Source organism: Nocardioides sp. CFH 31398 (assembly GCF_022436705.1).
GTDB lineage: Bacteria > Actinomycetota > Actinomycetes > Propionibacteriales > Nocardioidaceae > Nocardioides.
On sequence record NZ_JAKUHT010000006.1, the window covers coordinates 1 to 24397 of the forward strand.

The window sequence follows — 24397 nt, forward strand, 5'->3', positions numbered from 1 at the left end:
CCCGCCGCCGGTGCCGGCCCCGGCCCCGCCGGCCCGGGTCGGCGCGGGCGCAGCGGTCGAGCCGGACCCCAGCGGCGTCATCTGGCAGGGCGACATCGCGTACGCCGGGCCGCTGGTCGTCGACGCCCGGGCGGGCTCGGTGCTGCTCTCGGGCCGGCGGGTCGCCCTGCCGGCCGAGGAGCTCGACCTGCTCGTCGCCCTGCTGCGCACCGGGCGCCGCGTGCGCAGCCGCGCCGACCTCGTCCTCGCCATGCGAGGTGAGGGAGCGACCTCCCACTTCGTCAACGAGGCCGACAAGCGGGTCGTCGACCAGCACGTCGAGAGCCTGCAGCAGCACCTCGGCGACGACCCCGCGAACCCCCGTCTCGTCGAGACGGTGCGGGGCGTGGGCTTCCGCATGGCCGTCCGGCCCGCCTGATCCTGCGCCTCGACGCGACGAGGCCGCCGGAGCTGACCGGCCGGGCCCGGCGGCGGGGGGCCGCCGGGCCCGACCGGCTCGGTGCCGGCGCCCTGGTGCAGTGGGGGAGGGGCGTGGTCGGAGGGACCCGGCCGACGGGCTCAGTCGCGGGTGACCTTGTCGGACCTCGTCCGCTCGTCGAAGGCGAAGATCGCGACCGGCACGTCGGTGGAGATGGTGCGGCGCACGACGTCGTCGCTGCCCGCGGTGGTCTCGACGTACACGGTCGCGTCGAACGACAGCGTGACGCCGCGGGAGCCGGCGGGCACGGAGCCCAGCTTCTGGTCCTGGAGCTCGAAGGACCCCTTCGGGGAGGTGATGAGCATGCCGTCGGCGTTGCCGGCCGGCTCCGGGTCCAGCGTCACGTCGCGGGCCTCGGCGTCCAGGCGGTAGGGCTCGCGGGCCCGACGGTCGGCCTTCCCGTCCGCGCCGACGACGGTCGAGGTCACGTCGACGTCGCCGAGGTAGACCTCCCGCTTGCTGTCGAACGGGTCCCGCTCGCCGCGGGAGGTGTCGAACGCCTGGATCGTGTAGGTGAAGTACTTGCCGCCCTTGGCGAACCACTCGTGGGTCCGCGGGGTGCGGGCGGTCGGGTACATCGTGAGGACGACGTCGATGTCGTCCTCGCCGCGGACCGACAGGTGCTTCTGGACGGTGCCGTCGCGGGTGAACTCCGAGGCGATCGGGTCGGGTGCGGCCTCGGGGGCCGCGGCGGCCGGCTGCGGGTCGCCGCCGACGAGACCGGCGGCGGTGTCGACGAGCCCGCAGGACGAGGTCGCCACCGCGGTGGCGGCGAGCAGGGCGCCCAGGGCGAGCCTGGTGCGGAGACGGGACGAGACACTCACGACTGGAACCCCCGGTTGCGCTTCATGATCTTGAGGACCATCCAGGCGGTCTGGATGACGGTGACGATGCCGAGCAGCGGCCAGCCCACGGCGAGGACGGCGGAGCGAAGGTCGACGGAGAGCTGGACCCAGATGGCCAGCCCGGCCAGCACGACGACGAGCAGGGTCAGGTAGGGGTACAGCCAGGCGCTGCCGCGCCCGCTCTCCGCCTTGGCCTGGGCCGCCCAGTTGTCGGACTGCTGGTGGGAGAAGAACTTGAGCCAGGCGCGGACGAAGTGCCCCATGCGGACCCACATGTAGACCTCGGCCTGCACGAGCGTGCCCGCGAACAGGTAGTCGCGCTTGTTGGCGTTCGCCATGGAGCGGACGACCTTGAGGTTCAGCAGGATCGCCACCGTCGGCGGGATCAGCCACCAGGCCTGGAACACGAACGCGTCGATGGTGAGCGAGCCGATGAGCAGCAGGAGGAAGCCGACGCGGGTCAGGATGTTGAGGACCATCGAGGCGTGCTCGAACCAGCGCAGCCGCAGGTTCGGGTGGAGCGGTTGGCCGCGGGTGTCGCCGCGCTGGCCGGGCCACATGAGGTCGATGGCGCCGAAGTTCCACTTGACCTGCTGGGCGTCGAGCGAGCGCAGGGTGGTCATGCCGCCGACGTGGGCGCGGGCCGACGCGCTGATCTTGGTGAGGTAGCCGGCGCTCTTGATCTGCAGGGAGAGCAGCGAGTCCTCGACCTCGCTGTCGTTCACCCACGGCGTGCGCTGGTGGCTCTGCGCCATGACCTCGCGCAGGGCGCGGGTCGAGAAGAGCGAGAACTGGCCGCCGAGCACCGCCATGTTGCGGCCCCGCAGCAGGTTCTGCATGTTGAAGGCGGCGAACTGGGCGCGCTGCCCGGCGACCAGCCAGCGGCCGACGCGGGTGTCCATCGCGCTGTCGTCGATGGAGTAGATGGCGGAGATGCCGCCGATCCGGTCGTCGCTGGTGATCTCGGCGACCAGCGCCTCGACGGCGTCGGGCTCCGGCGTGGTGTCGCCGTCGACGCCGAGCATGTAGTCGAAGTCGGAGACCAGGGCGAAGCCGTGGTTCAGGGCGCCGACCTTCTTGTCGGGGTTCACGCCGATGTCGTGGACGTAGATCTCGGTGGTCTGCGTGCCGAGCTCGGTGGTCCGCTCGTGCTTGCCGGCCCAGTGCGACGCGATCTCGACGGTGTCGTCGCTGGTGTTGTTGACGATCAGGTGGATGACGTCGGGCAGCCGGGTCTGCATCAGCAGGCTGTCGAGGACGCCCCCGATGGTCTCGGCCTCGTTGTACGCCGGGATCACGCACCCGACGGTCGGGCGGCGCTCCTCGATCGCAGCGACCTCGGCGAGGAACTGCTCGGCGTAGGCGTTCATGCCGGGGTCGGGGACGCGCACGTAGTGCGGGTCGACCGCGGGGGCGGCGGCCGGGGGGGCCGGCTGCGGGATGACGACCGGGGCCGGGGCCGGGGCGGCGGCGCGGGTGCGGGTGCGGCGTGTCATGAGGGGTCCTCGTCGGTGGTGGTGGGCGAGGGGGGGACGGTGGTGTGGCACTGCTCGCCGTCCTGGTCGGCGTCGGGCAGGTGGGGCAGCCCGAGCCGGCCGAGCACGGTCTCCTGACCGGTCCGGACGGCCACGGGGGCGACGGTGAGGTCGTCGTACTTGCAGTAGCTGGTGCCCCGTCCGAGGTAGGGGCTGTAGGGCCCGGGGCCGACCACGATCCGCAGGTCGGTGCGGGTGGTGAGCTGGCCGCCGAGGCGGAAGGCGCCGTTCTCGTCGGTGGTGGCGGAGGCCAGGACGGTGCCCCGCGCGTCCATCAGCTGGACCTGGCCGTCCTCGAGGGGGGCGTCGGGGCGGTTGGCGTCCACCAGGGTGCCGCGGAGCGAGGCACCGCGCTCGGTGAGCTGCACGGAGTCGAACGCCGGGCGCCCGGGCCGGACCTCCTTGCGCAGGGTGGCCGTGGTGCCCAGGTAGTTGCCGGAGCCCGGGACGATGACGCGGTAGCGCCCGGGGTAGAGGCCGGTGAAGGTGTAGGAGCCGCCGCGCATCCGGGTGACCCAGAACTGGCCGGTCCGCGCCGAGACGGCGGTGGCCCAGCCGTCGCCGGACGCCCTCGAGTCACCGGCGAACACGTCGACGAGCAGGGTGCCGGCCCTCGTTGCGAGCGCGATGTCGACCGGCTTGTAGGCGCCGGCGCGCAGGCGGGGCAGGTAGAGGCTCTTCGCGGTCCAGCCGCCCTTGGCGTCGTAGGTGAACACCGAGTAGGCGCCGGCGGGCAGGCCTCCGAGGGCGTAGCCGCCCGAGCTGTCCGCGGTGGTGGTGAAGACCGTCTGGTCCTTCCGCGCGGCGACGACCCGCGCCCGCGGGGCGACCTTGCCGCCCGCCCTCACGGTCCCGCCGATGGCCGCGCCCTGCACGAGGCGGACGGTGCGCTGCACGGTGCGGCCGGCGACGACGGTGACCTCGACGGTGGACGGCGCCCGCTTGGTGACGTCGTACGTCGGGCGGCGGTCGCTGACCGTGAGGCGGTAGGTACCGGGCGCGAGGTCGAGGGAGTAGACGCCCCCGGTGACCCGGCGCGTGCCGCTCCGGGTGCCGTCGGTGCCCGCCCAGGTCAGGTCGGCCGCGCTGTCGCCGAGGCCCACGATCGCTCCGCGCACGCCGCCCGTGGGTCCGGCGGCCTGCGCCGGGGCCGCCGTGACGACGAGCGCGCTCATCAGCAGGGCCACCACGGTCGGCACGAGGCCGAGCACGATGGTCACGAGGGCCCCCCGGCCCGGCTGGTCAGTTCGCATGTCTCGACGCTAGGAGGCAGTTGACGCCTCAACCAGTGGCTTGGGGAAGCCTGCAGGGGATGTGGAGGGGGCCCTGAGGACGCCCGGCGCAAGTGATGAGGCTGTCTTGAGGAACGGCGTGACCGGGATCTCCTGGGGCCCCGGGGCAACCGATCGGTCGCCCCGTCCGTAGACGGGGTGAGAGGCTGCAGGCACGACGGGGAGGCGACGTGGGGATCGACTGGGAGCGCGAGCTGGATCGCGCCATCGCGCCGGGCGGCGACCGGCCGCCGTCCGACTTCGTGGCGCCGGGACGTCGTGCGCTGCGTCGTCGCCGGACGGCCGTCAGCGCGGCGTCGGCGGCCGCGGTGGCGGTCGTGGTGGGCCTGGGGTCCCTGGTGGGCGGCTCCGCGGGGCTCGTCGGGGAGCCACCCGCGGGCATCGGTGTCGCGGAGGACCCGTCGCAGGGTCCGTCGGAGGGCGGCACGGTCGACCGGGTCGAGGACGGGCCGACCCGCGGGGGCGCCGCGGACCTTCGGATGTCCTGCCGGATGTGGGACGCCGAGCCCCACCCCGCCCGCTACGACGGCCGCGGCACCCTCTGCCTGGCGGAGGGGGCGGAGGTCCTCGAGCGGGTCCCCGACCCCCTGGGCTACGGCTCGGCGGGCAAGTCCGTGGGCCTGCACCTCGCCGTCGACGGCGGCGAGCAGTTCGCCCTCGCGACGTGGCGCCCGGACGACCGCTCCCAGGTCTCGGACCGCGCTGCGGGTGAGCTGAGCGACTGGCTGCCCGCCCAGGTGGCCGCCCAGCGCGACCGCGACGTCGACGCGGCCGCGGAGGGCTGGGTCAGCCTGACCGACGACGGCGAGATGGTCGCGGGCCCGGGCGTCGACCTCGTCGAGCTGGTCGAGGTCGACCTCGGCCCCGGCTTCGCGCCCGACGGTGTCTCGTCGTGGGCGGCCGAGCTGCGGGTCGACGGCGTCCGCGAGCTGGTGCTGCTGCGCAACCTCGCCGACGGCACCGAGGTCGTCCGGCAGAGCGGCGACTTCGCGACCTTCGAGGCGTTCGTCGCCGACGCGGAGGAGCGCTACCCGGAGATCGGCGGTTCCTGGTGAGGAAGGCCGACCGCGAGGCGGAGTACGTCGACTTCGTGGCCGCCCGGCAGGCCCACCTGCGTCGCATCGCGCGTGGCGTGTGCCGCGACCACCACCAGGCCGAGGACGTCCTGCAGAACGCCCTGGTCAAGCTCTACGTGGCGTGGCCGCGCGTGCGTCTCGAGAACGCGGAGGCCTACACGCGCCGCATCATCGTGCGCGCGCACCTCGACGAGGTGCGCCGCCCCTTCCGCTCCCGCGAGGTCGTCGGGCTGGACGGCCACGACCGCGGGGCGCCCGAGGGTGCGTCGTACGAGGACCGCAGCGCGCTCACCGAGGCCCTGCGGGCGCTGCCGGAGATGCAGCGCAAGGTGGTCGTGCTGCGCCACTGGGTGGGGCTGTCGACGAAGGAGACCGCAGCCGACCTGGGCATCGCGGAGGGCACCGTGAAGTCGTACTGCTCACGGGCGCTGACCCGGCTCGAGGTCGCCCTGGCCGCCACGTCGTGACCCTCGGCGCCGTGCCACGGCGGCGCCCGCGCGGGTCAGGGCCTCGGTGAGCACCTCGGTGGTGGTGGCGTAGTTCAGACGCACGTGCCCCGCGCCCCCGGTGCCGAACGCGTGACCGGCGCTGAGGGCCACCCGGGCCTCGTCGAGGAAGAACCGGGCCGGACCGGCGAGGTCGGTCATCTCGCCGGGCCCGTCCACGGTCGTCTCGCCCCCGGACGGCAGGCCGAGCGACCGGCAGTCGAGCCAGGCCAGGTAGGTGCCCTCCGGGTGGGTGAACCCGACACCCGGCAGGTGCTCGGCGACCAGGTCGCCCAGCAGCGCCCGCTTGCCGGCGAGGCCGGCGAGCAGCGCGTCCAGCCACGGCTCGCCGTGCGCCATCGCGGCGGTGTGGGCGAGGACGGCGACGTGGCTCGCCCCGTGACCCACCTCCTCGGGCAGGCGGGCGAGGTCGTCGGCGGCCTCGGGTCCGGCCACGAGGACCGCCGCCTTCAGGCCCGCCAGGTTCCACGTCTTCGACGCCGACGTGACCGCGAAGGCGTCCTCGGCCCCGGCGACGCTCAGGTACGGCGTGAACGAGGCGCCGTCGAGGACCAGCGGCGCGTGGATCTCGTCGGCGACGACCCGGGCGCCGTGGCGGCGCGCCACCGCGGCGACCGCCTCCAGCTCGGCGCGCGTGTGCACGGCGCCGGTGGGGTTGTGGGGGTTGCTCATCAGGTACGCCGCCCGCCCGCCGCCGGCGACCGCCTCGCCCAGCAGCCGGTCGAGGTCGTCGACGTCGAGACGGCCCTCGGCGCTCAGCGCGGCCTCGACGACCCGGCGTCCGTCGTGGGCGACGAAGGCCGCGAACGGCGGGTAGACCGGCGCGCTGACGACGACCGTGTCACCGGGGTCGGTGACCAGCCGCACCGTCTCGACGACCCCCTGCATGACGTCGGGGACCAGCGCGGTGCGCCCCACGTCCACGCCGCTCCAGCCCCACCGCCGCTCGGCGAAGCCGGCCAGCGCCTCGGCGTACGCCGTCCCGACGGGGTAGCCGGTGTCCCCGCGCCGCATCGCGACCGACACCGCCTCGACCACCGGCTCCGCCAGGACGACGTCCATCTCGGCCACCCACAGCGGCAGCACGTCGGCGGGGTACTGCCGCCACTTGATGCTGGTGCGCTGGCGCAGCTCGGCGAGGCTCAGCTGCTCGAGGGGGTCCGCGACGCTCGTCATGGCCCCAGCGAACCACCCCGGCCGCCGCGGTCGCCGGACGGCGGTCGTCGACCACCTCAGGGGGCGGCGCCCATGGCCGCGAGGGCGGTGGCGACGCGGGGGTGGGCGCGGGCGCCGGTGCGGGCCACGCCGAGCAGGTGGCGGGCCGGGCGGGGGTCGCCGGTGAGCGGCACGCGGACGATGTCGTAGACCGAGGGCAGGTTCGCGAGCTGCGGCACCAGCGCGACGCCGAGGCCCGCGTGGACGAGCGCGGCGCCGGTGTCCCACTCGACCGCCTCGTGGGCCAGGTCGGGGGTGAAGCCCGCCGCGAGGCAGGCGCCGGCGACGAGGCGGTGGTACGGGCGGCCGGGCCGGTCCATGATCCACGGCTCGCCGGCCGCGTCGGCCAGCGAGACGGACGCCCGCCCGGCGAGGGGATGGTCCCGCGGGACGAGGAGGTCGAGGGGGTCCTCACCCAGCGGGTGCTGCTCGAAGCGCCGGTCGCTGCGCGACGGCGTCGCCTCCGTCGCCACGACGACGGCGAGGTCCGCGCGCTCGGCGAGCAGCAGGTCGAAGCACTCCACGGGGTCGGCCTCGACGATCCGGACGACGGTGCCGGGGTGCTGGTCGGCCACCGCGCGGGCGGCGCGGGGGAGCAGCGTCGCCGCCGCCGTCGAGAACCCGCACAGCGTCAGGTGGCCGCCGGGGCCGGCCTGCACCCGTGCCCGCGCCGCCTCCCAGCTCGCCGCCACCTCGTGCGCGTGGTCGAGCAGCACGAGCGCCGCCTCGGTCAGCCGGACGCCGCGCCCCTGCGGCTCGACGACCGGGGCGCCGACCTCCTTCGCCAGCGACCGCAGCTGCGCCGAGACCGCGGAGGGGCTGTACCCGCTCGCCTCGGCCGCGGCGGTGACGCTGCCGTGCTGCGCGACGAGGCGCAGGGCGTGGAGGCGCGCGTCGAGCATGCAGGATCCTTGCACGATCGGCCTCGGACCCTCGCGATGGTCCGCATCGTCGAGGGCGGTGGAGACTGGCCCGGTGATGACCCCGTGAGGATCGAGGAGATCGCCGTCTTCTCCCACCCGCTGCCGGTCGTGGGTGGGACCTACCGGATCGCGAGCGGCGAGGTCGACGCCCTCGACAGCACGCTCGTGCGCCTGACCGCGGACGACGGCTCCGTCGGCTGGGGCGAGACCTGCCCGGTGGGCCCGACGTACCAGCCGCACCACGCCCTCGGCGCGCGTGCGGCGCTGGCCGAGCTCGGCCCCGCCCTGCTCGGTGCCGACCCCACGCACCTGCGCGGTTTGCACCGCACGATGGACGGCGCGCTCGCGGGCCACCGCTACGCCAAGGCCGCCGTCGACGTCGCCGCCCACGACCTCGTCGCGCGCGCCCGCGGCGTCCGCGTCGCCGACCTCCTGGGCGGACCGCTCGTCGACTCGGTGCCGTCCTACTACGCGACGGGCGTCGGCGAGCCCGACGAGGTGGCGGAGGTCGCGGCCGCGAAGGTCGCCGCGGGCTACCGCCGGGTCCAGGTCAAGATCGGCGGGCGACCGGTCGAGGTCGACGTCGAGGTCGTCCGCCGGGTGTGGGGGCGGCTCGCCGGCACCGGGGCGCGGCTGGTCGTCGACGGCAACCGCTCGTTGACCACCGCGGACGTCGTCCGGCTGAGCCAGCAGTGTCGCGACGTGCCGCTGGTGCTCGAGCAGCCCTGCGACTCGCTCGCGGAGATCGAGGCGGTCCGTGACCGCCTCGCCCATCCCGTCCTCCTCGACGAGGCGGGCACCGACCTCGCCACCGCCGTCCGCGCGGCCGGCCGCGGCGCCGTCGACGGGTTCGCCATGAAGGTCACCCGGATCGGCGGGCTGCTGCCGATGGCGACGTTCCGCGACGTCTGCGAGGCGACGTCGCTGCCGCACGCCGTGGACGACGCGTGGGGCGGCGACGTCATCGCGGCCGCCTGCGTGCAGCTGGCCTCCACGGTGAGCCCGCGCCTGCTCGAGGGCGTGTGGATCGCCCAGCCCCACATCGCCGAGCACCTCGACCCGGACCACGGCCCCGAGGTGGTCGACGGCCGGATCGCGTTGCCCGACGGACCGGGGCTCGGCGTCGTGCCGCGCGAGGACCTGCTCGGGGTGCCGGTCGTCGTCCACGGCTGACACCGGGCGACCGTGCACTCCAGGCGCACGGTCCTACCTTGTTTCTCGCGATGGTGTGCACGGTCCCTGACTTGCAGACTGACGCTCATGACGACCCTCGCCGCGCGGGAGCACGCGCCCACCGCCGGCCCGGCCGACCCGCTCCTGCAGCCGTTCACGCTCGGCCACCTCGAGCTCCGCAACCGCGTCGTCAGCGCGTCGCACGAGCCGTCGTACACCGAGGACGGCATGCCGAAGGAGCGCTACCGGCGCTACCACGTGGAGAAGGCCCGCGGCGGCGTCGGCCTGACGATGATCGGTGGCTCCTCGGTGGTCTCGCCGGACAGCCCGCCGGCGTTCGGCAACATCGAGGTCCACCGCGACGAGGTCGTGCCGTGGTTGCGCGCGCTCGCCGACGAGGTCCACGACGCCGGGGCCGCGGTGATGATCCAGCTGACCCACCTCGGCCGGCGCTCCAGCAACTTCTCCGGTGACTGGCTGCCGCTGGTGTACCCCAGCGGGATGCGCGAGCCCGCGCACCGCTCGTTCCCGAAGGTCGCCGAGGCCTGGGACGTCGACCGCATCGTCGGGCACTACGTCGCCGCCGCCCGGCGCTGCCGTGCCGCCGGGCTCGACGGCGTCGAGCTCGAGGCGTACGGCCACCTGCTCGACGGCTTCCTCTCACCCGCCACCAACGACCGCGACGACGCGTACGGCGGGGACGCCGACCGCCGCCGCGCGTTCGGGCTGCGCGTGGTGCGCGAGATCCGCGCCGCCGTCGGCGACGACTTCCTCGTCGGGGTGCGGATGAGCATGGACGAGTGCCTCGTCGGCGGCGTCGGCCTCGACGAGGCCGTCGAGACGGTGGACGCGATGGCCGCCGAGGGCGTCGGGTTCCTGTCGGTCATCCGCGGCACCATCGACTCCGACGCGACGCTCGCGAAGGTCATCCCGTCGATGGGCGGCCGGTCCGCCCCGCACCTCGAGTTCGCCGGGCAGGTCCGCGCACGGGTCGGCGTCCCCGTCATGCACTCCTCGATGATCTCGGAGGTCGCCACCGCCCGGCACGCCATCAGCGCCGGCCTGCTCGACCTCGTCGGCCTCACCCGCCCGCAGATCGCCGACCCCCACCTGGTCGCCAAGGTCGCCCGCGGCGAGGAGGACCGCATCCGCCCCTGCGTCGGCGCCAACTACTGCCTCGACGCGATCTACGAGTCCGGCGACGCGAAGTGCCTGCACAACGCCGCCACCGGCCGTGAGCTCCTGTGGCCGCAGCTGGTCCCGCCGACCGAGCGGGCCCGGAGGCGGGCCGTCGTCGTCGGCGCGGGCATCGCCGGCCTCGAGGCCGCCCGGGTCCTGGGGGAGCGTGGCCACGACGTCACCGTCCTCGAGGCCAACGCCGCCCCCGGCGGCCAGGTCCGCCTCGCCGCCGCCGCACCCCGGCGCCGCGACCTCGTCGGCGTCGTCGACTGGCGCGTCGCCGAGGCCGCCCACCTCGGCGTCGAGATCCGCTGCGGCGTGGTCGCCGAGCCGGACGACGTCCTCGCCCTCGACCCCGACGTGGTCGTGGTCGCCACCGGCGGGCTGCCGAACACCGACGTCCTCGACGCCGGCGCCGAGCTCGTCCTCGACACCTGGGACGTGCTGTCCGGCGACCGCCACCCCACCGGCACGGTCCTCGTGTACGACGACCACGGTGGCGAGGCCGCCCTCGGCACGGTCGAGCTGCTGGCCGGCCGCGGCTGCGACGTCGAGCTCGTCACCCCGGAGCGCACGGTCGGCATCGGCGTCGGCGGCATGAACTCCCCGGGCTACCTCACCGCGTTCGCCACCCACGACGTCCGCACCACGCTCGCCACCCGCCTGCGGTCGGTGAGCCGGGTGCCGGGCAGCCGCCGGCTCGTCGCCGAGCTCGGCAGCGACTACACCGACCGCACGTGGCGCCGCGAGGTCGACGCCGTCGTCGTCGAGCACGGCACCGTGCCGGCCGACGACCTCTACCACCGCCTCGTGCCCGGGTCGACGAACCTCGGGGAGGTCGACCAGGACGCCCTGCTCGCCGGCCGGCCGCAGGCGATCGCCACCAACCCGACCGGCGGCTACCAGCTGTTCCGCATCGGCGACGCGGTCTGCAGCCGCAACATCCACGCCGCCGTCTACGACGCGCTCCGGCTCTGCGTCGCGATCTGACCCCGAGAGGCACCCCCGATGACCGCGCAGCCCACCGCCCCGCCGCCCACCGACCTCGAGTGGGACCTCCTCGAGCGGGTCCCCGGGCGCCCGCTGCCCGGCCACCTCTACACCGACCCGGGCGTGTACGACGCCGACCTGCGCCACGTCTTCGGCCGCCACTGGTTCCTCGCCACCACCGAGGCGGAGGTCCGCGAGCCGGGCGACTTCGTCACGATCGACGTCGACAGGCGCTCGATCATCGTCCTCCGCGACGACGAGGGCCAGGTCCGGGCCTTCCACAACGTCTGCCGGCACCGCGGGGCGCGGGTGCTGACCGAGCCGTCCGGGTTCGTGGGCAACCTGACCTGCGGCTACCACTCCTGGACCTACGGCACCGACGGCCGCCTGCTCCACGCCCCCGGCCTCACCGGCGCGGACCCGGCCTGCCTGTCGCTGCGCGCCGTCGCCGTCCGCGCCGTCGCCGGACTCGTCTTCCTCAGCCTCGCCGCCGTGCCGCCGGCCGACATCGACGACTTCGCCGCGCGCGCGACGCCGTACCTGGAGCCCCACGGGCTGGCCCGGGCCAGGGTCGCCGCCCAGGTCGACCTCGAGGAGGCGGGCAACTGGAAGCTCGTCATGGAGAACAACCGCGAGTGCTACCACTGCGACGGGCACCCGGAGCTGTCCTGCTCGTTCTTCCCGACGTACGGCCTCGAGGCCCACGAGGTGCCCGACCGGTTGCGGCCCGCGCACGACCGGTTCGTCGCCGCCGAGGCCCACCTCCACGCGCGCAGCGTCGAGCTCGGCCTGCCCGACGCGCTCGTCGAGGACCTCGTGGAGCCGGACGTCGCCCACCGAATCGCCCGGGAGCCGCTCGACGGGGCGGGGGAGTCGTTCTCGCTGACCGGGCGGGCCGTCGTCCGCCGCCCGCTGGCCGACCTCGGCGAGGCGCGCCTGGGCCGGCTGTCGATCCACACGCAGCCCAACGCCTGGCTGCACGTGCTGTCCGACCACGCGGTGGTCTTCCAGGTGCTGCCGCTCGCGGTCGACCGGACGCTGGTGCGGACGACGTGGCTCGTCCACGCCGACGCCGTGGAGGGCGTCGACTACGACCTCGACGAGCTCACCCACGTGTGGCGCGAGACCAACGCCCAGGACAGCGACTTCGTCGCGCTGACGCAGGCGGGCGTCGCGGACCCGGCGTACGAGCCCGGGCCCTACACCTCCAGCGAGTACCAGGTCGACCACTTCCTGTCCTGGTACACCGCCAGGATGCTGGACGGCCTGGCCGCGGGACGGTCCGCATGAGCGGCTTCGACGCGGACCTGCGCGTCCGCCGGGTCGTGCCGGTGACCCACGACGTGACGACGTTCGTGCTGGAGGCGCCCGCGGGCTGGGACGGCCGCTTCGACGCCGGGCAGCACCTCACGGTGACGGTGCCGCTGGACGGCCCGTGGGGTCGGGGGCCGGTGGAGCGCTGCTACACCATCTCCTCGCCGCCCACCCGCCCCGAGACGCTGGCCATCACGGTGAAGCGCCAGCCCGGCGGCGTCGTCTCCGGATGGCTGCACGAGGTCCTCCGCCCGGGGGACACCCTGCGCGCCCGCGGCCCCGCCGGCGCCTTCTCGTACGTCGAGCACCCGGCGTCGTCGTACCTCTTCCTCGTCGCGGGCAGCGGCATCACCCCGGCGATGTCGATGCTGCGGGCGCTCGCCGACCGGGGCAGCGACGCGAGCGTGGTGCTGGTGAACAGCGCGCGGACGCCGTCCGACCTGGTCTTCCGCCGCGAGCTCGCGGCCCTGTCCGAGACCGGTCTCGACCTGCGGGTCACCTCGGTGTGCGAGGCAGACAGCCTCGGCGACCGCTGGGACGGACCGCTCGGCCGGCTGTCGGCCTCGCTGCTGGCGCTGGCCGTGCCCGACCTGGTCGAGCGGGAGGTGTTCCTCTGCGGACCGCCCGGCTACATGGCGGCCGCGACCGCGCTGCTCGACGGCCTCGGCGCCGAGCCGGAGCGGGTGCACCGGGAGTCGTTCGAGGTGGGGTCCGCCGAGGCGCTCTTCGCCACGGCCGAGCCCGCCGACGGCACCGAGGCCGCCGTCCGGGTCGAGCTGAAGCGCACCGGCCGCACCGTCGTGTGCGCGCCGGGCGAGACCGTCCTCGACGCCGTCACCACCGCCGGCGTGATGCTGCGCAGCTCGTGCCGCCAGGGCATCTGCGGCACCTGCAAGCTGTCGATGGTCGAGGGCGAGGTCGACATGCGTCACCAGGGCGGCATCCGTCAGCGCGAGATCGACGGCGGCCGCATCCTGCCCTGCTGCTCGCGGCCCCTGACGGACCTGGTGCTGGACGTCTGAGTCATCGCCGGGTCACGCGGCTCGTGGCCGTCCCCGGCCGAACCACGAGATCGGAAGTGTGGTGGATCGTCCGAACCAGGTTCGGACAACCCACCACACTTCGGTACGTATCAGGGCCCAGGCCGATCGGACCAGGGTCGAGGGTCCGCGGGTCCAGGGTCCAGGGTCCCGGGCACGGAAGCGACGAGACGGGTGGGTGGCACCGTCCACCTGGCGCTGACCGAGGCCGGAGCGGTCGTGCTGCACGACGCCATCGCCTCGGCCGGGCTCACCGAGGTTCTCGAGGGGGTCGATTTGGACGCGGCAGCCGAGAGAAGGGTCTCCGGGGACGTGCAGCAGGCGTCGGCTTCCCTGATCCCGGGACCCGATCGACCCCTCGCCGTCCTGACGGCCGTGGCGATCACCGCCTCAGCGCGACCGCCTCACCCCAGGAAGTGGTCCGCCGTGACCGGCAGAGCGCGCACCCGCGTGCCCGTGGCGTGGAAGGTGGCGTTCGCGACGGCCGCCGCCGTGCCGACGATGCCGATCTCCCCGATGCCGCGGCTGCCCATCGGGGTGGCGGCCGTGTCCTCCTCGTCCAGCCACTCCACCTGCAGGTCGCCGACGTCGGCGTGGCTGGCGACGTGGTAGGTCGCGAGGTCCTGCGTGACGACGTGGCCGTGGCGGGGGTCGCGGTAGCCGTCCTCGAACAGCGCGCCGGACAGCCCCATCACGAGCCCGCCGAGGAGCTGCGAGCGCGCCGTCGTCGGGTTGATGACGCGGCCGACCGAGTAGACGCCGAGCATCCGCGGCACGCGCACCTCGCCCGTCCACCGGTGCACGCGCGCCTCGACGAACACCGCACCGAACGAGTGCAGCGCGAGGTTCTCCATGTCGGGGTAGCCCTCCGACGTCGACGAGGACTCGACGCCCGCGTCCGGGTCGTCGCCGTGGTCGGCGCGGAGCTGCTGGGCCGCGAGCACGATCGCCGTCCCCCACGACGACGTGCCCGCGGAGCCGCCCGCGACGGTCGCCTTCGGCAGGGCGGTGTCGCCGAGCGACAGCTCGATCCGGCCGGGCTCGACGCCGAGGGCGTCGGCGGCGATCTGGGTGAGCACCGTGCGGGCGCCGGTGCCGATGTCGACGGCGCCGATGTCGACGGCGTACCGCTGGTCGCCGAGCGCACGGATCCGGGCGGTGTTGCCGGGCATGAACAGCGCCGGGTACGTCGCGGATGCCATGCCCAGCCCCACCCGCCAGTCACCGACGAGACGGCTGCCGGGCTCGGGGTCGCGGTCGGCCCAGCCGAACCGGTCGGCGCCGCGCTGCAGGCACTCGACGAGACGCCGCTCGTTGAACGGGTTCCCGGTCTCGGGCTCGACCTCCGGCTCGTTGCGGACCCGCAGGTCGACCGGGTCGACGCCGCAGGCCACGGCGAGCTCGTCCATCGCCACCTCGTGGGCGTACATGCCGGGCATCTCGCCGGGTGCCCGCATCCAGGCGGGGACGGCGACGTCGAGCGGCACGACCCGGTGGGTCGTGGAGCGGGCGTCGGCGGCGTACATCATGCGGGCGGCGGTCGCGGTCTGCTCGACGAACTCCTTGTAGCGCGACGTCTGGCTCAGCGCGTCGTGGGTGATCGCCACGAGCCGCCCGTCGGGCTCCGCGCCGAGACGCACGCGCGACTCGGTCTGCGTGCGGTAGCCCGTCAGCGCGAACATCTGCTGCCGCGTCACCGCCAGCTGCACGGGGCGCCCGTCGGCCGCGAACGCCGCCAGCGCCGCCGCCATCTCCGGGGCGTGGGGGAGGCCCTTCGAGCCGAACCCGCCCCCGACGTACGGCGCCAGCACGCGGGTCTTGCCGCGCGCCAGGCCGAGCGCGCGTCCGAGGACGGCGGCGACGCCGTGCACCGACTGGGTGGAGTCCCACAGGGTGAGCGTGTCGCCGTCCCAGGTCGCGGTGACGGCGTGCGGCTCCATCGGGTTGTTGAACTCGTGCGGGGTCGTGTACGTCGCGTCGACCGTCACCGCGGCGCGGGCCAGGGCGGCGTCGACGTCGCCCTGGACGACGTCGGGCTCGTGGCCGGCGTTGGCGGCCTCGGGCGTGTACGGCTCGCCGTCCTCGATGACCACCTGCGGCGCGGAGTCGGCCGGGGTCTGGTGCACCCGCACCAGGCGGGCGCCCTCGCGGGCGGCCTCGATCGTCTCCGCGAGGACGACGGCGACGATCTGGCCGCGGAACGCGATGGCGTCGTCCTGGAGCACAGCCAGCTCGGCGTCGTCCGGCTTGGCGAGCCGCCGGGCCGAGGTGTGGTCGACGACCGTCACGACGCCGCGGTGCGCCAGGGCGTCGGAGGCGTCGACACGCTCGACGCGGCCACGGGGGATCGTCGAGGTGACGAGCCACGCGTGCAGCGGACGCTCCGGCAGCGTGAAGCCGTGCTCGGCGGCGTACGTCGCGCGGCCGGTGACCTTCTCGTGCCCGTCGAGCCGGGTCAGGTGGGTGCCCATCGAGCGGGCGCGGATCGGGGTGGCGGTCATGCGAGGTCCCTCCCGGCCAGGGCGGCGAGCGCGGCCGTGGTGGCGCCGCGGAGCATCGCGGGCTTGTAGGCGTTCTCGGTCGTCGTCGTGGCGTCGCGCGTCTCGGCGTCGACGGCCTCGCGCACCGCGGCGGCGTCCAGCGGGCGACCGCGCAGCACGTCCTCCGCGGCCGTGGCCCGCCACGGCTTGTGGGCGACCCCGCCCCAGGCGAGGCGGACGTCGCGGACCACGGCGTCCTCGCCGTCGCCGTCCAGCTCGAGGCCGGCGGCGACGGAGACCAGCGCGAACGCGTAGGACGCCCGGTCGCGGACCTTCACGTACGTCGAGCGGAGCGCCAGGTCCGAGCCCGTGAGCTCGACGTGGGTGACGAGCTCGCCGTGCGCCAGGGTCGTGTCGCGCTCGGGGTGGTGGCCGGGCAGCCGGTGGAGCTCGGTCATCGGGACCCGCCGCTCGCCGTCCGGGCCGAGCACGACGACCCTCGCCTCGAGGGCGGCCAGGGCGACGGCCAGGTCGGACGGGTGCGTCGCGACGCAGGCCTCGCTGGCGCCGAGGATCGCGTCGTACCGGCCGAACCCGCCGATCGCCGAGCAGCCCGACCCCGGTTCGCGCTTGTTGCAGGGGGTGGTGACGTCCTGGAAGTAGACGCAGCGGGTGCGCTGCAGCAGGTTGCCGCCGGTGGTGGCCTGGTTGCGGATCTGGCCGGACGCGCCCGCGAGCAGCGCGCGGCTGACCGCGGGGAAGCCGTGGCGGACGAGCGGGTGGACGGCGAGGTCGGTGTTGCGGACGTTCGTGCCGATCCGCACGCCCCCGCCGTCCAGGGGCTCGACCTCGGCGAGCGGGAGCCGGCTGACGTCGACCACGGTGCCGGGGGTGGCGACGCCGAGCTTGAGGTGGTCGACGAGGTTGGTGCCGGCGGCGAGGAAGCGGGCGTCGGGGTCGGCGGCCACCGCCGCCACCGCCTCGGCGGCGTCCGTCGCGCGGACGTAGGTCAGCTCCTTCACGGGCGGGCCTCCTGCTCGACGCGGGCGTCGTCCTGGCGAGGCTCGAGGCCCGCCGCCTCGCGGATCGCGTCGACGATCCCGCGGTAGGCGCCGCAGCGGCAGAGGTTGCCACTCATCCGCTCGGTGATCTCGTCGTCGACCATCCCGCTGTCGTCGGGGTCGCCGTCGAGGTCGACGTCGGCCTTGAGGTCGTCGGTGACGTGGCTCGGGTGGCCCTGCTTGACCTCCTCGAGCATGCCGACCGCGGAGCAGACCTGGCCGGGGGTGCAGTAGCCGCACTGGTAGCCGTCGTGGTTCAGGAACGCCTGCTGCACGGGGTGCAGGTCGTCGCCCTCGCCCAGGCCGTCCGCGGTGGTGATGGTGGCGCCGTCGTGGGCCACCGCGAGGGCGAGGCAGGTGAGGTGGCGCCGGTCGTCGAGCAGCACGGTGCACGACCCGCACTGCCCGTGGTCGCACCCCTTCTTCACCGTGTGGACGCCGAGCCGCTCGCGCAGCGCGTCCAGCAGGGTCGTGCGGGTGTCGACGTCGACCTCGTGGGAGGTCCCGTCGACGGTCAGCGTGACCGTGGAGTCCATGCTGGGACCGTACCCATCGGCGGGCGAGCGAGCGGGTGCTCGAAGCCCCCGGGCCGGGCCATACTGCGTCATGCCCATGCGCCCCCGCCTGCTGGTCCTGCTCCTCCTCGCCGCCGTGGCGCTGGGGCTGGGACCCGTCGCTCCCGCCTCCGCCGGACCCGGGATCAGCCCGCCGGGGGCCAACGACTGGGACTGCCGTCCCGACGCCCGCCACCCGCAGCCCGTCGTCCTGGTCAACGGCACCTTCGAGACGATGGAGAAGAACTGGGCGACGATGTCGCCGTTCCTCGCGGACGCGGGCTACTGCGTCTTCGCCTTCAACTACGGCAACCGCGCCACCGGCCCCATCCCGCGGTCGGCGAAGCAGCTGCGACGCTTCGTGGAGAAGGTCCGTGCAGCGACCGGCAGCCGGAAGGTCGACCTCGTCGGCCACAGCCAGGGCGGCATGATGCCGCGCTACTACCTGCGCTTCCTGGACGGCGCCCGCCGGGTCGACGACCTCGTCGGCATCGCGCCGTCCAACCACGGCACCACCATGTCCATGGACTCCGGCGGCACCTCGCCGTGCCGCGCCTGCGAGCAGCAGGCGCGCGGCTCGCGCTTCCTCCGACGGCTCAACGCCGACGGCGACACCGTCCCCGGTCCGGACTACACGGTGATCTCGACGCGGTACGACGAGATCGTCACGCCGTGGCGCTCGCAGTTCCTCGACGGCCCACGGCAGCGGGTCACGAACATCCTGCTGCAGAACAAGTGCGAGACCGACACGTTCGAGCACGACCAGACGCCGAACGACCCGGTGACCCAGCAGATCGTCCGCCACGCGCTGCGGGTCGACGGTCCGGCGCGGGAGGCGTACAAGCCGGAGTGCGTGCCTGCCCCGACGGGGTGAGCGCCGCCCGGCGATCCCACCGGACCGTCGCCGGGTTCGCCGTGCTCGCGGCCTGGGCCGAGCGGACGGAACGGCCCGCCGCGGTCCGCACGGTCGCCGCCGTCTGGGCCGTCTCGCTGGTGGTCCTGCTGGGCGTCGTGGTCGCGTCCCCCGCCACCGCGGGCGGTCACCCAGGAGGTGCCGGGACTCTCCCCGCGGGAGAACGACGTCCTCGCCGCCGCGGCCACCGGCGCCACGAACGCCGCGGTCGCCGCCGAGCTCTTCCTGTCCGAGCGGACCGTCGAGCAGCACCTGCGCTCGATCTTCACCAAGCTCGACCTCGGTGAGCACGGTGGGTCGAACCGCCGAGTGCGCGCGGCGGCGATCTGGTGGGAGCACCGACGCAGCCGTGAGTCGGCCTGAGGGCTCAGACCGGGGGAGCGGGTCCGGTCGGAGGGCGGGGTGAGCCGCGGGTGGTGCCGCCGTGGGGTCGGGTGTCGACGCGGTAGGTGTCGCGGTGGGGGCTGGTCCATTCGTAGTGGCCGGGTTGCAGGTGGCGGTAGTGCCATCGGCCGTGGGTCTTGAGGCGGTGGTGGTAGCGGCACAGGGGTGCGAGGTTCGCGGCGGTGGTCTCGCCGCCGGCGCCGTACGGCACCGTGTGGTCGAGGTCGCAGGCGTCGGCGGGGCGGGTGCAGTAGGGGAAGACGCAGTGGCGGTCGCGGAGTCGGACCAGGCGGTCGAGGTGGGCGGGGATGCGGTAGCTGGTGGCGTGTCCGATGACCTGCTCGACGACGTCGTCGTCGAGGGTGAGGTCGATGACGGGCTGCACGGTGACGGTCGCTGCCTGGTCGCACCAGGTGCGGGCCTGTTCGGCGAGGGTGAGGACCTCGCCGGTGATGGGGTGGCGCACGGTGACGACCTCGCCCGAACCGTCGAGCGCGGCGCGGGTGAGGTGGACGACGATGCTGATGTTCTTGGTTGGCCGGGCCGGCTTGGCGCTCGAGGACTCTCCCGACGGCACGTCGAGGTCGAGGCCGAGCTGGCGGCGGGCGAGGTCGCCGGCGGCGTGGGCGCGGCGTTCGTCGAGGGGTGCGTCGGAGCCGAGGTCGGCGCGTAGTTGCGCGCCCGCTCGGATCGCGGTCTCGAGGTCGACGGCGTCGTCGAGGTCGAGGCATCCGGACAGGTTCACGGTGGCGGAGAGGTCCCCGTGGGCGCTCGCGTCGGCCGCTCCACCGAAGTCGAGGTCGAGGAACCGCTTGGCGTGGCCCTCGCTCTCGCGGGCTTCGCGGGCGAGGCGTTCGGCGAGGTCGGGGTCGGTGGCGGCGATCGCGGCGCCCACGGCCCGGTCCACCACTGCCGGCCCGGCGCGGTGGGCGACGGGCAGGAGGTGGCGGTCGACGAAGTCGGCGGCGGCGCGGGAGAGCCCGGTGGTGCGTTCGGCGATGCGTCGGGCGCGCCAGGCGGGTAGGCGGCCGTCCATCACCGCGGCGTACAGCCGGGGGAGGCGGTAGGCGAGCTCCAACGCGGTGGTGAGGTAGGCACGGCCGGACTCGGGCGGCAGGCTGAGGGTGGTGGCGAGGTCGGCCAGGCAGAACTCGCCGACCTCGGGGGTGCCTTCCCCGGCCAGCTGCCGGGCTCGCTCACGACCGGGACCGCTGGACCAGGTGGCGGCGTCGTCGACCGACTGTGGCGGGTGCATGGTCGCCCAGGTGACGGCGAGCTTGAGCTGGGTGGCCTCGGCGGCGTCGGCGGTGGTGCGGGCGGTGCGCAGCGCGGCGAGCACGGCGGCCGGGTCGACCGGCTCCGCCTGCACCTCGTCCACGCCTTCGCTCATGTGTTCGATTCTAGGGGCGACCGCCGACAGTGGTGGCCCGACCGGTGGGCGTCGGTGCTCGTCGTGCGGGGTCTCGGCGGGCTCGACCGGCGGTGGTGGGGGTCGCCGGTCGGCTCACTGGGTTTCGAGGCTCGCTGCGCTCGCACCTCAACCGGCGGTGATGGGGGTCCGGCGGTCGGTTCACTGGGTTTCGAGGCTCGCTGCGCTCGCACCTCAACCGGCGGGGGTGGGGGTCGGTGCTCGTCGTGCGGGGTCTCGACAGGCCCGACCGGCGGTGGTGCGGGCCGCCGGTCGGCCACCCGGGTTTCGAGGCTCGCTGCGCTCGCACCTCAACCTGCGGGTGAGCCGGAGGCGGTGCCGGCTCCGCCACGGGTCAGGGGCGGTCGCCGATGCGCGTGTGGGCGCTCGACCCCATCACCCACCGGTCACCCTCGGGGTAGAAGTACGACGTCCCGGCGAACACCGCCGTGACCGAGGTCCGGGGCGCGACCGCGCCGGCGGTGAACCACCCGTCCGGCCCGGTGGTGCGCTCGACGGTGGTGACCGCGCCCCCGGGGGCGGTCGTGGTGACCGCCACCGGCTGGTTCGGCAGCCCGCGGGCGTCGCCGTCGAGCAGGCGCCCGCGCACCCGGCCGTCGTCGCCGGCCACCAGTGCGAGCCGGGAGCCGCGGACGACCAGGGACTCCGGTGCGCTCACGTTGTCCCACCGGTCGACCAGTTGCAGGGTCAGGCGCACGTCGCGACCGGGCAGGAGTCCGTCGACGGCGAAGCGGGACCGCGTCCCGCGGTAGGCGACGCGCTCCGGGCCACCGTCCAACGGCCCGATCCGCAGCACGGCCGTGAGGTCGCCCGCGGCTCCCTGCACCGCCCAGTCGACGTCCAGACCGCCCACCCGTGGCTCGGCTCGGAAGGTGAAGACGACCGGCCGCTCGGTCGGCGGCGGAACCGCGGGCGGACGGCGCAGGGTCGGCGAGGCCCAGGCGAGGGAGGCCCCGACCTCCTCGGTGCCCGACGTCAACCGGTAGGTCAGCAGCAGGGACCGCAGCTCGCCCTCGGGCCCGAAACGCGCCCGGTGGGCGGTCACGGTGCCGGCCCCGTCATCACCCGGTGCGCCGTTGCCGTCGACGACGAGCGACGGCGTGCCGGGACCGCCCCGGGCTGACACCGGGTACGTGCGGCCCTCGCGGATCCCCGCGGGCACCCGGAGCGTGCCGCTGGCCTCGCCGCCGTACTCCCCGTCGTCGACCTGCCAGGAGATGCTGCGGCGCCCGCCGAGCACGAGGATGTCGCTGTCGGCCGGGGTCTGCGTGACCACGGAGCGCCCGTCGTCCGCCTGCCACCGCGTACGACCGGGGCGCACCGTGCCCGCCACCGGCACCTGGGTGGTCCCGCTGCCGTCCCGCACCCGCAGGACGGTCCGCTTCGTCCCGACTCCCCGGGGTCGGAACCCCACGAGGACCCGGCAGGCCTCACCGGCCGCCACCGCTCCGCAGCTCGAGTCGACGAGACGGAAGTGGCGGGTCTCCTCGAGGGACACCTCGACGTCGCGGGCCTCCTCGGCGGGCTGGACGACGACCGGCAGGGCGGGTGCCGGCCGGCCGGCGTGGTCGGCGGGCCAGGTCAGCGCCGACGTGGCGAGCCGGGGTCCCTCGGGGGCGGCGGCGCCGACCCGGACCTCCCCGAACAAGCGCTGCTCCAGCCAGCCGCACCGGGCGTCGACGACCAGCCAGAGTCGGCTGAGGTCGTCGCTGAGGCGGCGGACGTCGACCGAGGCCTGGTCCCAGGTGTCGCAGGTCGAGTCGCTGGCGACCAGTCCGAGGTCATCGAGGTTGCCGTAGGTCCGCTCCTCCAGCTGCTCGCCGGGCGGGGCCACCAGTCGCAGGTCCAGGCCGGCGTCGTCGCTGCGGAGGCCGACGCGGAGCACCCGCCGGTCGTCACCCTCCCACCGGGCGTCGACGCGGGACACGCCCGGCGACCACGTGCGGACGACGTCCGGCACCCGGCGGTCGTTCACGAAGGCGACGGTCGCGTGGTCGCCGGCCGGGCCGCCGGCCCACGGCGAGCGCTGGGCCCGGCCGTCGTCGGCTGCCTCCTCGGCGGAGGTCGGGGCGCCGGCGACGAGCAGCGCGGTGCCGAGCAGGCCGACGGTGAGGCCGCCGAGGGCGCGGCGGGCGGTCGCGCGCCTCATCGGACCGCTCCGACGGAGGTGACGCTGCCGAGGTCGCGACCGACGCCGGAGAACGCGAGCTGCACGACCGCGTCACGCGGGACGGTCAGGGTGAACCGTCCGCCCGGTCCCGTCCTCGTCCGTCGGACCGACGGTGGCCCGGTCGTGCCGGACAGGTCGGCGGTCACCCAGCGGCGGGGGAGGGCCGAGCCGTCGGAGGTCACGAGGCGGCCACGCACCACCCGTCGGCCGCCGTCCACCCGGGTGGTGGTCTCGATCCGGGTCCCCCGCAGGACCACGGTCACCGGCGGCGGGTCCTCGCCCCGCGAGGGGTCGACGAAGAACGTCACGGTGTGGTCCGTCCCGGGGGCCAGACCGTCGATCTGCGCGACGTCCTCACCGTTGGCGGTCGTCGTCGGCTCGAGCGGCTCACCCTCCGCCGGGGAGGTCATCGGCTCGTCGCCCTCCCGCTCCCGCACGGTGACGGCGTCCTGGTCGTCGCCGACGCCCGCGTAGAGCGGCGGCGGGACGAAGGTGATCTCCGCCCGACCGGTCGAGGCGTACGGCCTGACCTGACCCACGGGCTCGGAGCGCCACGGGTCCAGCGGACCCAGAGCGGGCAGCTCGGCGTCGGCCCGCCACACGATCGCTCCCTGGACGGCGCGCTCCGGGCTGTCGTAGCACCCGTGGTGCCAGGAGGCGACCAGCGAGGTCAGGTCACCCGTCCGGGGGTCGTGGGTCGCCCGGCGGACGGTGAACTCCCCGCGCGTCCCGTCGCACCCGTCCGGGAACCCGGTGCTGAGGAAGGCGTGCGCCGCACCCCGGCCCGGGCCGACGCCGATCGGGTACGTCCCGGGCGCGATGGCCTCCCCGCGCGGGGCGCGGAGGCGCACCGACAGCCGCTCGTCGTCGTCGGAGGCCCCGACCTCGACGTAACGATCGCTGAGGTAGGTGGACTCGGCGACGCCGTCGAGGACCTCCCACGTGCCCTGGTCGGAGGCGACGCGCATGCTCGCCGTCGGCGCGGTCGCCACCACCGAGAGCGGGACGACGAGCTCGCCCCGGGAGTGCGTCACGACGACCTCGGCCTGTCGGCGCCCGACCTCGCCGGGAGTCATGGCGACCGTCGCGGTGCAGGCGGCGCCGGGCTCCAGCACCCCGCAGTCGTGGGTGAGGTCGACGTCCTCCGCGTCGTCGCCCCGCACGGTCACCGCCAGCACGGGGACGGGGGCGGGGGAGTCGTTGGCGACCCGGACGGGCACGGGCTCGGCCGTCTCGCCGGGGCGGCGCTCCGGCCAGTCCACGGCGTACGGCGCCGCGACGACGCGGTCGCCGGGCTCGCCGTCCGCGCCGACGGCGGTCGGGCCGACCCGGACCTCGCCGAACGAGCCGCCACGACCGCAGTCGGACGACCACGACACGTGGACGTCGGTGAGGTCGGCGTCCAGCCGGTGCACGGTGAACTCGCCGTCCCCGAGCCCGCAGGCGAGGGTGTCCTGGCTGATGTCCAGACCCGGCTGGTGCAGCGCGGGGGGCCCGGCCTGGGCGTCGACGTAGGTCCCGACCCCCAGCGGCTCCCCGGCCGGCGGCGTGAACGTCACCGACGCGGTCCGGTCGGGCATCCGGGCGGTGACCCTCAGGGCGCCGTCCGGCTCCCGCTCGAGCGCGAGGCTGCTGGTGGCCTCGTCCGCGGCCACGCTCGGGTGGTCCCACCGCTCGCCGCCGAGGTGGAACAGGGAGAACGAGAAGTCGGACTCCGGCACCGCCGTGTCCTCGGCCGCGCTGACGCCTCCCGGCACCAGCAGCGCGACGGTGAGCAGGACGGCGGCCAGCAGCCGCGGCGTCCAGGAGCGGTCGGTCGAGCGTCCTCGCATACGTCCCC

Annotated in this window: 20 protein-coding genes; 9 read left to right on the forward strand and 11 right to left on the reverse strand. The window is 75.0% G+C overall.

From position 1 onward, the window contains the following. A partial coding sequence (locus MJ876_RS06780) for a winged helix-turn-helix domain-containing protein (RefSeq protein ID WP_240235481.1) occupies nt 1–418 on the forward strand: 418 nt, incomplete at its 5' end. Between the two features lie 140 nt (nt 419–558). Here MJ876_RS06780 and MJ876_RS06785 read toward each other — a convergent pair. The 3 genes from MJ876_RS06785 to MJ876_RS06795 are packed head-to-tail and all read right to left on the reverse strand — an operon-like array spanning nt 559 to nt 4111. Then, the gene (locus MJ876_RS06785; RefSeq protein WP_240235482.1) at nt 559–1302 is read right to left on the reverse strand and encodes a hypothetical protein; all 744 of its coding nucleotides are present in this window, start codon (nt 1300–1302) and stop codon (nt 559–561) included. Beyond that, nucleotides 1299–2819: a glycosyltransferase family 2 protein gene (locus tag MJ876_RS06790; protein ID WP_240235483.1), complete on the reverse strand. Its 1521-nt coding sequence runs from the start codon at nt 2817–2819 to the stop codon at nt 1299–1301. The genes MJ876_RS06785 and MJ876_RS06790 overlap by 4 nt, the downstream gene beginning before the upstream one ends. Continuing rightward, nucleotides 2816–4111 (reverse strand): collagen binding domain-containing protein, encoded by a 1296-nt coding sequence (locus MJ876_RS06795; RefSeq protein WP_240235484.1) that lies wholly within the window; start codon nt 4109–4111, stop codon nt 2816–2818. Before MJ876_RS06795 ends, MJ876_RS06790 begins: the two co-directional genes overlap by 4 nt. A 209-nt stretch (nt 4112–4320) precedes the next feature. Between MJ876_RS06795 and MJ876_RS06800 the strand changes: the two genes are divergently transcribed. Both MJ876_RS06800 and MJ876_RS06805 read left to right on the forward strand, forming a co-directional pair. Beyond that, nucleotides 4321–5205, forward strand: a complete 885-nt coding sequence (locus MJ876_RS06800) for a hypothetical protein (protein WP_240235485.1) — start codon at nt 4321–4323, stop codon at nt 5203–5205. Continuing rightward, on the forward strand, nt 5202–5693 hold the full coding sequence (locus MJ876_RS06805) for a SigE family RNA polymerase sigma factor (RefSeq protein WP_240235486.1): 492 nt from the start codon (nt 5202–5204) through the stop codon (nt 5691–5693). Before MJ876_RS06800 ends, MJ876_RS06805 begins: the two co-directional genes overlap by 4 nt. Here MJ876_RS06805 and MJ876_RS06810 read toward each other — a convergent pair. Together MJ876_RS06810 and MJ876_RS06815 are read right to left on the reverse strand one after the other, a co-directional pair. Beyond that, nucleotides 5646–6908: a MalY/PatB family protein gene (locus MJ876_RS06810; RefSeq protein ID WP_240235487.1), complete on the reverse strand. Its 1263-nt coding sequence runs from the start codon at nt 6906–6908 to the stop codon at nt 5646–5648. The two genes, MJ876_RS06805 and MJ876_RS06810, sit on opposite strands and share 48 nt — an antisense overlap. Before the next feature lie 56 nt (nt 6909–6964). Further along, nucleotides 6965–7849 carry a LysR family transcriptional regulator gene (locus MJ876_RS06815; RefSeq protein ID WP_240235488.1) on the reverse strand — a complete coding sequence of 295 codons (885 nt, stop codon included), beginning with the start codon at nt 7847–7849 and terminating at the stop codon, nt 6965–6967. An 84-nt stretch (nt 7850–7933) separates the two neighbouring features. On the opposite strand from MJ876_RS06815, the gene MJ876_RS06820 reads away from it, so the two are divergent. From MJ876_RS06820 to MJ876_RS06835, 4 genes are all read left to right on the forward strand, one after another. Next, entirely contained in the window at nt 7934–9043 is a 1110-nt protein-coding gene (locus MJ876_RS06820; protein ID WP_240235489.1) for a mandelate racemase/muconate lactonizing enzyme family protein, read from the forward strand. 87 nt (nt 9044–9130) lie between these two features. Then, the gene (locus tag MJ876_RS06825; protein WP_240235490.1) at nt 9131–11212 is read left to right on the forward strand and encodes an FAD-dependent oxidoreductase; all 2082 of its coding nucleotides are present in this window, start codon (nt 9131–9133) and stop codon (nt 11210–11212) included. Between the two features lie 18 nt (nt 11213–11230). Beyond that, on the forward strand, nt 11231–12502 hold the full coding sequence (locus MJ876_RS06830; RefSeq protein WP_240235491.1) for an SRPBCC family protein: 1272 nt from the start codon (nt 11231–11233) through the stop codon (nt 12500–12502). Next, nucleotides 12499–13548: a hybrid-cluster NAD(P)-dependent oxidoreductase gene (locus MJ876_RS06835; protein ID WP_240235492.1), complete on the forward strand. Its 1050-nt coding sequence runs from the start codon at nt 12499–12501 to the stop codon at nt 13546–13548. Before MJ876_RS06830 ends, MJ876_RS06835 begins: the two co-directional genes overlap by 4 nt. A gap of 422 nt (nt 13549–13970) precedes the next feature. Here the strand turns inward: MJ876_RS06835 and MJ876_RS06840 are convergent, their stop codons facing one another. Genes MJ876_RS06840 through MJ876_RS06850 form a run of 3 tightly spaced genes read right to left on the reverse strand, consistent with a single transcriptional unit; the run spans nt 13971 to nt 17643 of the window. Next, complete coding sequence (locus tag MJ876_RS06840; RefSeq protein WP_240235493.1) at nt 13971–16067, reverse strand: xanthine dehydrogenase family protein molybdopterin-binding subunit; 2097 nt, start codon at nt 16065–16067, stop codon at nt 13971–13973. Further along, the gene (locus MJ876_RS06845; protein WP_240235494.1) at nt 16064–17068 is read right to left on the reverse strand and encodes a xanthine dehydrogenase family protein subunit M; all 1005 of its coding nucleotides are present in this window, start codon (nt 17066–17068) and stop codon (nt 16064–16066) included. The genes MJ876_RS06840 and MJ876_RS06845 overlap by 4 nt, the downstream gene beginning before the upstream one ends. Beyond that, nucleotides 17065–17643 (reverse strand): 2Fe-2S iron-sulfur cluster-binding protein, encoded by a 579-nt coding sequence (locus MJ876_RS06850; RefSeq protein ID WP_240235495.1) that lies wholly within the window; start codon nt 17641–17643, stop codon nt 17065–17067. Before MJ876_RS06850 ends, MJ876_RS06845 begins: the two co-directional genes overlap by 4 nt. 70 nt (nt 17644–17713) lie before the next feature. On the opposite strand from MJ876_RS06850, the gene MJ876_RS06855 reads away from it, so the two are divergent. Together MJ876_RS06855 and MJ876_RS06860 are read left to right on the forward strand one after the other, a co-directional pair. Beyond that, nucleotides 17714–18535 (forward strand): triacylglycerol lipase, encoded by an 822-nt coding sequence (locus MJ876_RS06855; protein ID WP_275694588.1) that lies wholly within the window; start codon nt 17714–17716, stop codon nt 18533–18535. Between the two features lie 177 nt (nt 18536–18712). Then, nucleotides 18713–18937 (forward strand): LuxR C-terminal-related transcriptional regulator, encoded by a 225-nt coding sequence (locus tag MJ876_RS06860; protein WP_240235496.1) that lies wholly within the window; start codon nt 18713–18715, stop codon nt 18935–18937. Nucleotides 18938–18941: 4 nt separating this feature from the next. On the opposite strand, the gene MJ876_RS06865 is transcribed toward MJ876_RS06860, so the two are convergent. From MJ876_RS06865 to MJ876_RS06875, 3 genes are all read right to left on the reverse strand, one after another. Continuing rightward, nucleotides 18942–20348, reverse strand: coding sequence for an HNH endonuclease signature motif containing protein (locus MJ876_RS06865; protein WP_240235497.1), 1407 nt, complete (start codon nt 20346–20348; stop codon nt 18942–18944). Between the two features lie 373 nt (nt 20349–20721). Continuing rightward, nucleotides 20722–22536 carry a hypothetical protein gene (locus MJ876_RS06870; RefSeq protein ID WP_240235498.1) on the reverse strand — a complete coding sequence of 605 codons (1815 nt, stop codon included), beginning with the start codon at nt 22534–22536 and terminating at the stop codon, nt 20722–20724. Further along, complete coding sequence (locus MJ876_RS06875; protein ID WP_240235499.1) at nt 22533–24389, reverse strand: hypothetical protein; 1857 nt, start codon at nt 24387–24389, stop codon at nt 22533–22535. Before MJ876_RS06875 ends, MJ876_RS06870 begins: the two co-directional genes overlap by 4 nt. Nucleotides 24390–24397: the final 8 nt, after the last annotated feature.

Excerpts from the sequence above, each read along its gene's own strand:
- MJ876_RS06840 (WP_240235493.1), bottom strand. The coding sequence starts at position 16,067 with ATGACCGCCACCCCGATCCGCGCCCGCTCGATGGGCACCCACCTGACC.
- MJ876_RS06815 (WP_240235488.1), bottom strand. The coding sequence starts at position 7,849 with ATGCTCGACGCGCGCCTCCACGCCCTGCGCCTCGTCGCGCAGCACGGC.
- MJ876_RS06855 (WP_275694588.1), top strand. The coding sequence starts at position 17,714 with ATGCCCATGCGCCCCCGCCTGCTGGTCCTGCTCCTCCTCGCCGCCGTG.
- MJ876_RS06850 (WP_240235495.1), bottom strand. The coding sequence starts at position 17,643 with ATGGACTCCACGGTCACGCTGACCGTCGACGGGACCTCCCACGAGGTC.
- MJ876_RS06790 (WP_240235483.1), bottom strand. The coding sequence starts at position 2,819 with ATGACACGCCGCACCCGCACCCGCGCCGCCGCCCCGGCCCCGGCCCCG.
- MJ876_RS06870 (WP_240235498.1), bottom strand. The coding sequence starts at position 22,536 with ATGAGGCGCGCGACCGCCCGCCGCGCCCTCGGCGGCCTCACCGTCGGC.
- MJ876_RS06875 (WP_240235499.1), bottom strand. The coding sequence starts at position 24,389 with ATGCGAGGACGCTCGACCGACCGCTCCTGGACGCCGCGGCTGCTGGCC.
- MJ876_RS06830 (WP_240235491.1), top strand. The coding sequence starts at position 11,231 with ATGACCGCGCAGCCCACCGCCCCGCCGCCCACCGACCTCGAGTGGGAC.
- MJ876_RS06825 (WP_240235490.1), top strand. The coding sequence starts at position 9,131 with ATGACGACCCTCGCCGCGCGGGAGCACGCGCCCACCGCCGGCCCGGCC.
- MJ876_RS06810 (WP_240235487.1), bottom strand. The coding sequence starts at position 6,908 with ATGACGAGCGTCGCGGACCCCCTCGAGCAGCTGAGCCTCGCCGAGCTG.
- MJ876_RS06865 (WP_240235497.1), bottom strand. The coding sequence starts at position 20,348 with ATGAGCGAAGGCGTGGACGAGGTGCAGGCGGAGCCGGTCGACCCGGCC.
- MJ876_RS06795 (WP_240235484.1), bottom strand. The coding sequence starts at position 4,111 with ATGCGAACTGACCAGCCGGGCCGGGGGGCCCTCGTGACCATCGTGCTC.
- MJ876_RS06835 (WP_240235492.1), top strand. The coding sequence starts at position 12,499 with ATGAGCGGCTTCGACGCGGACCTGCGCGTCCGCCGGGTCGTGCCGGTG.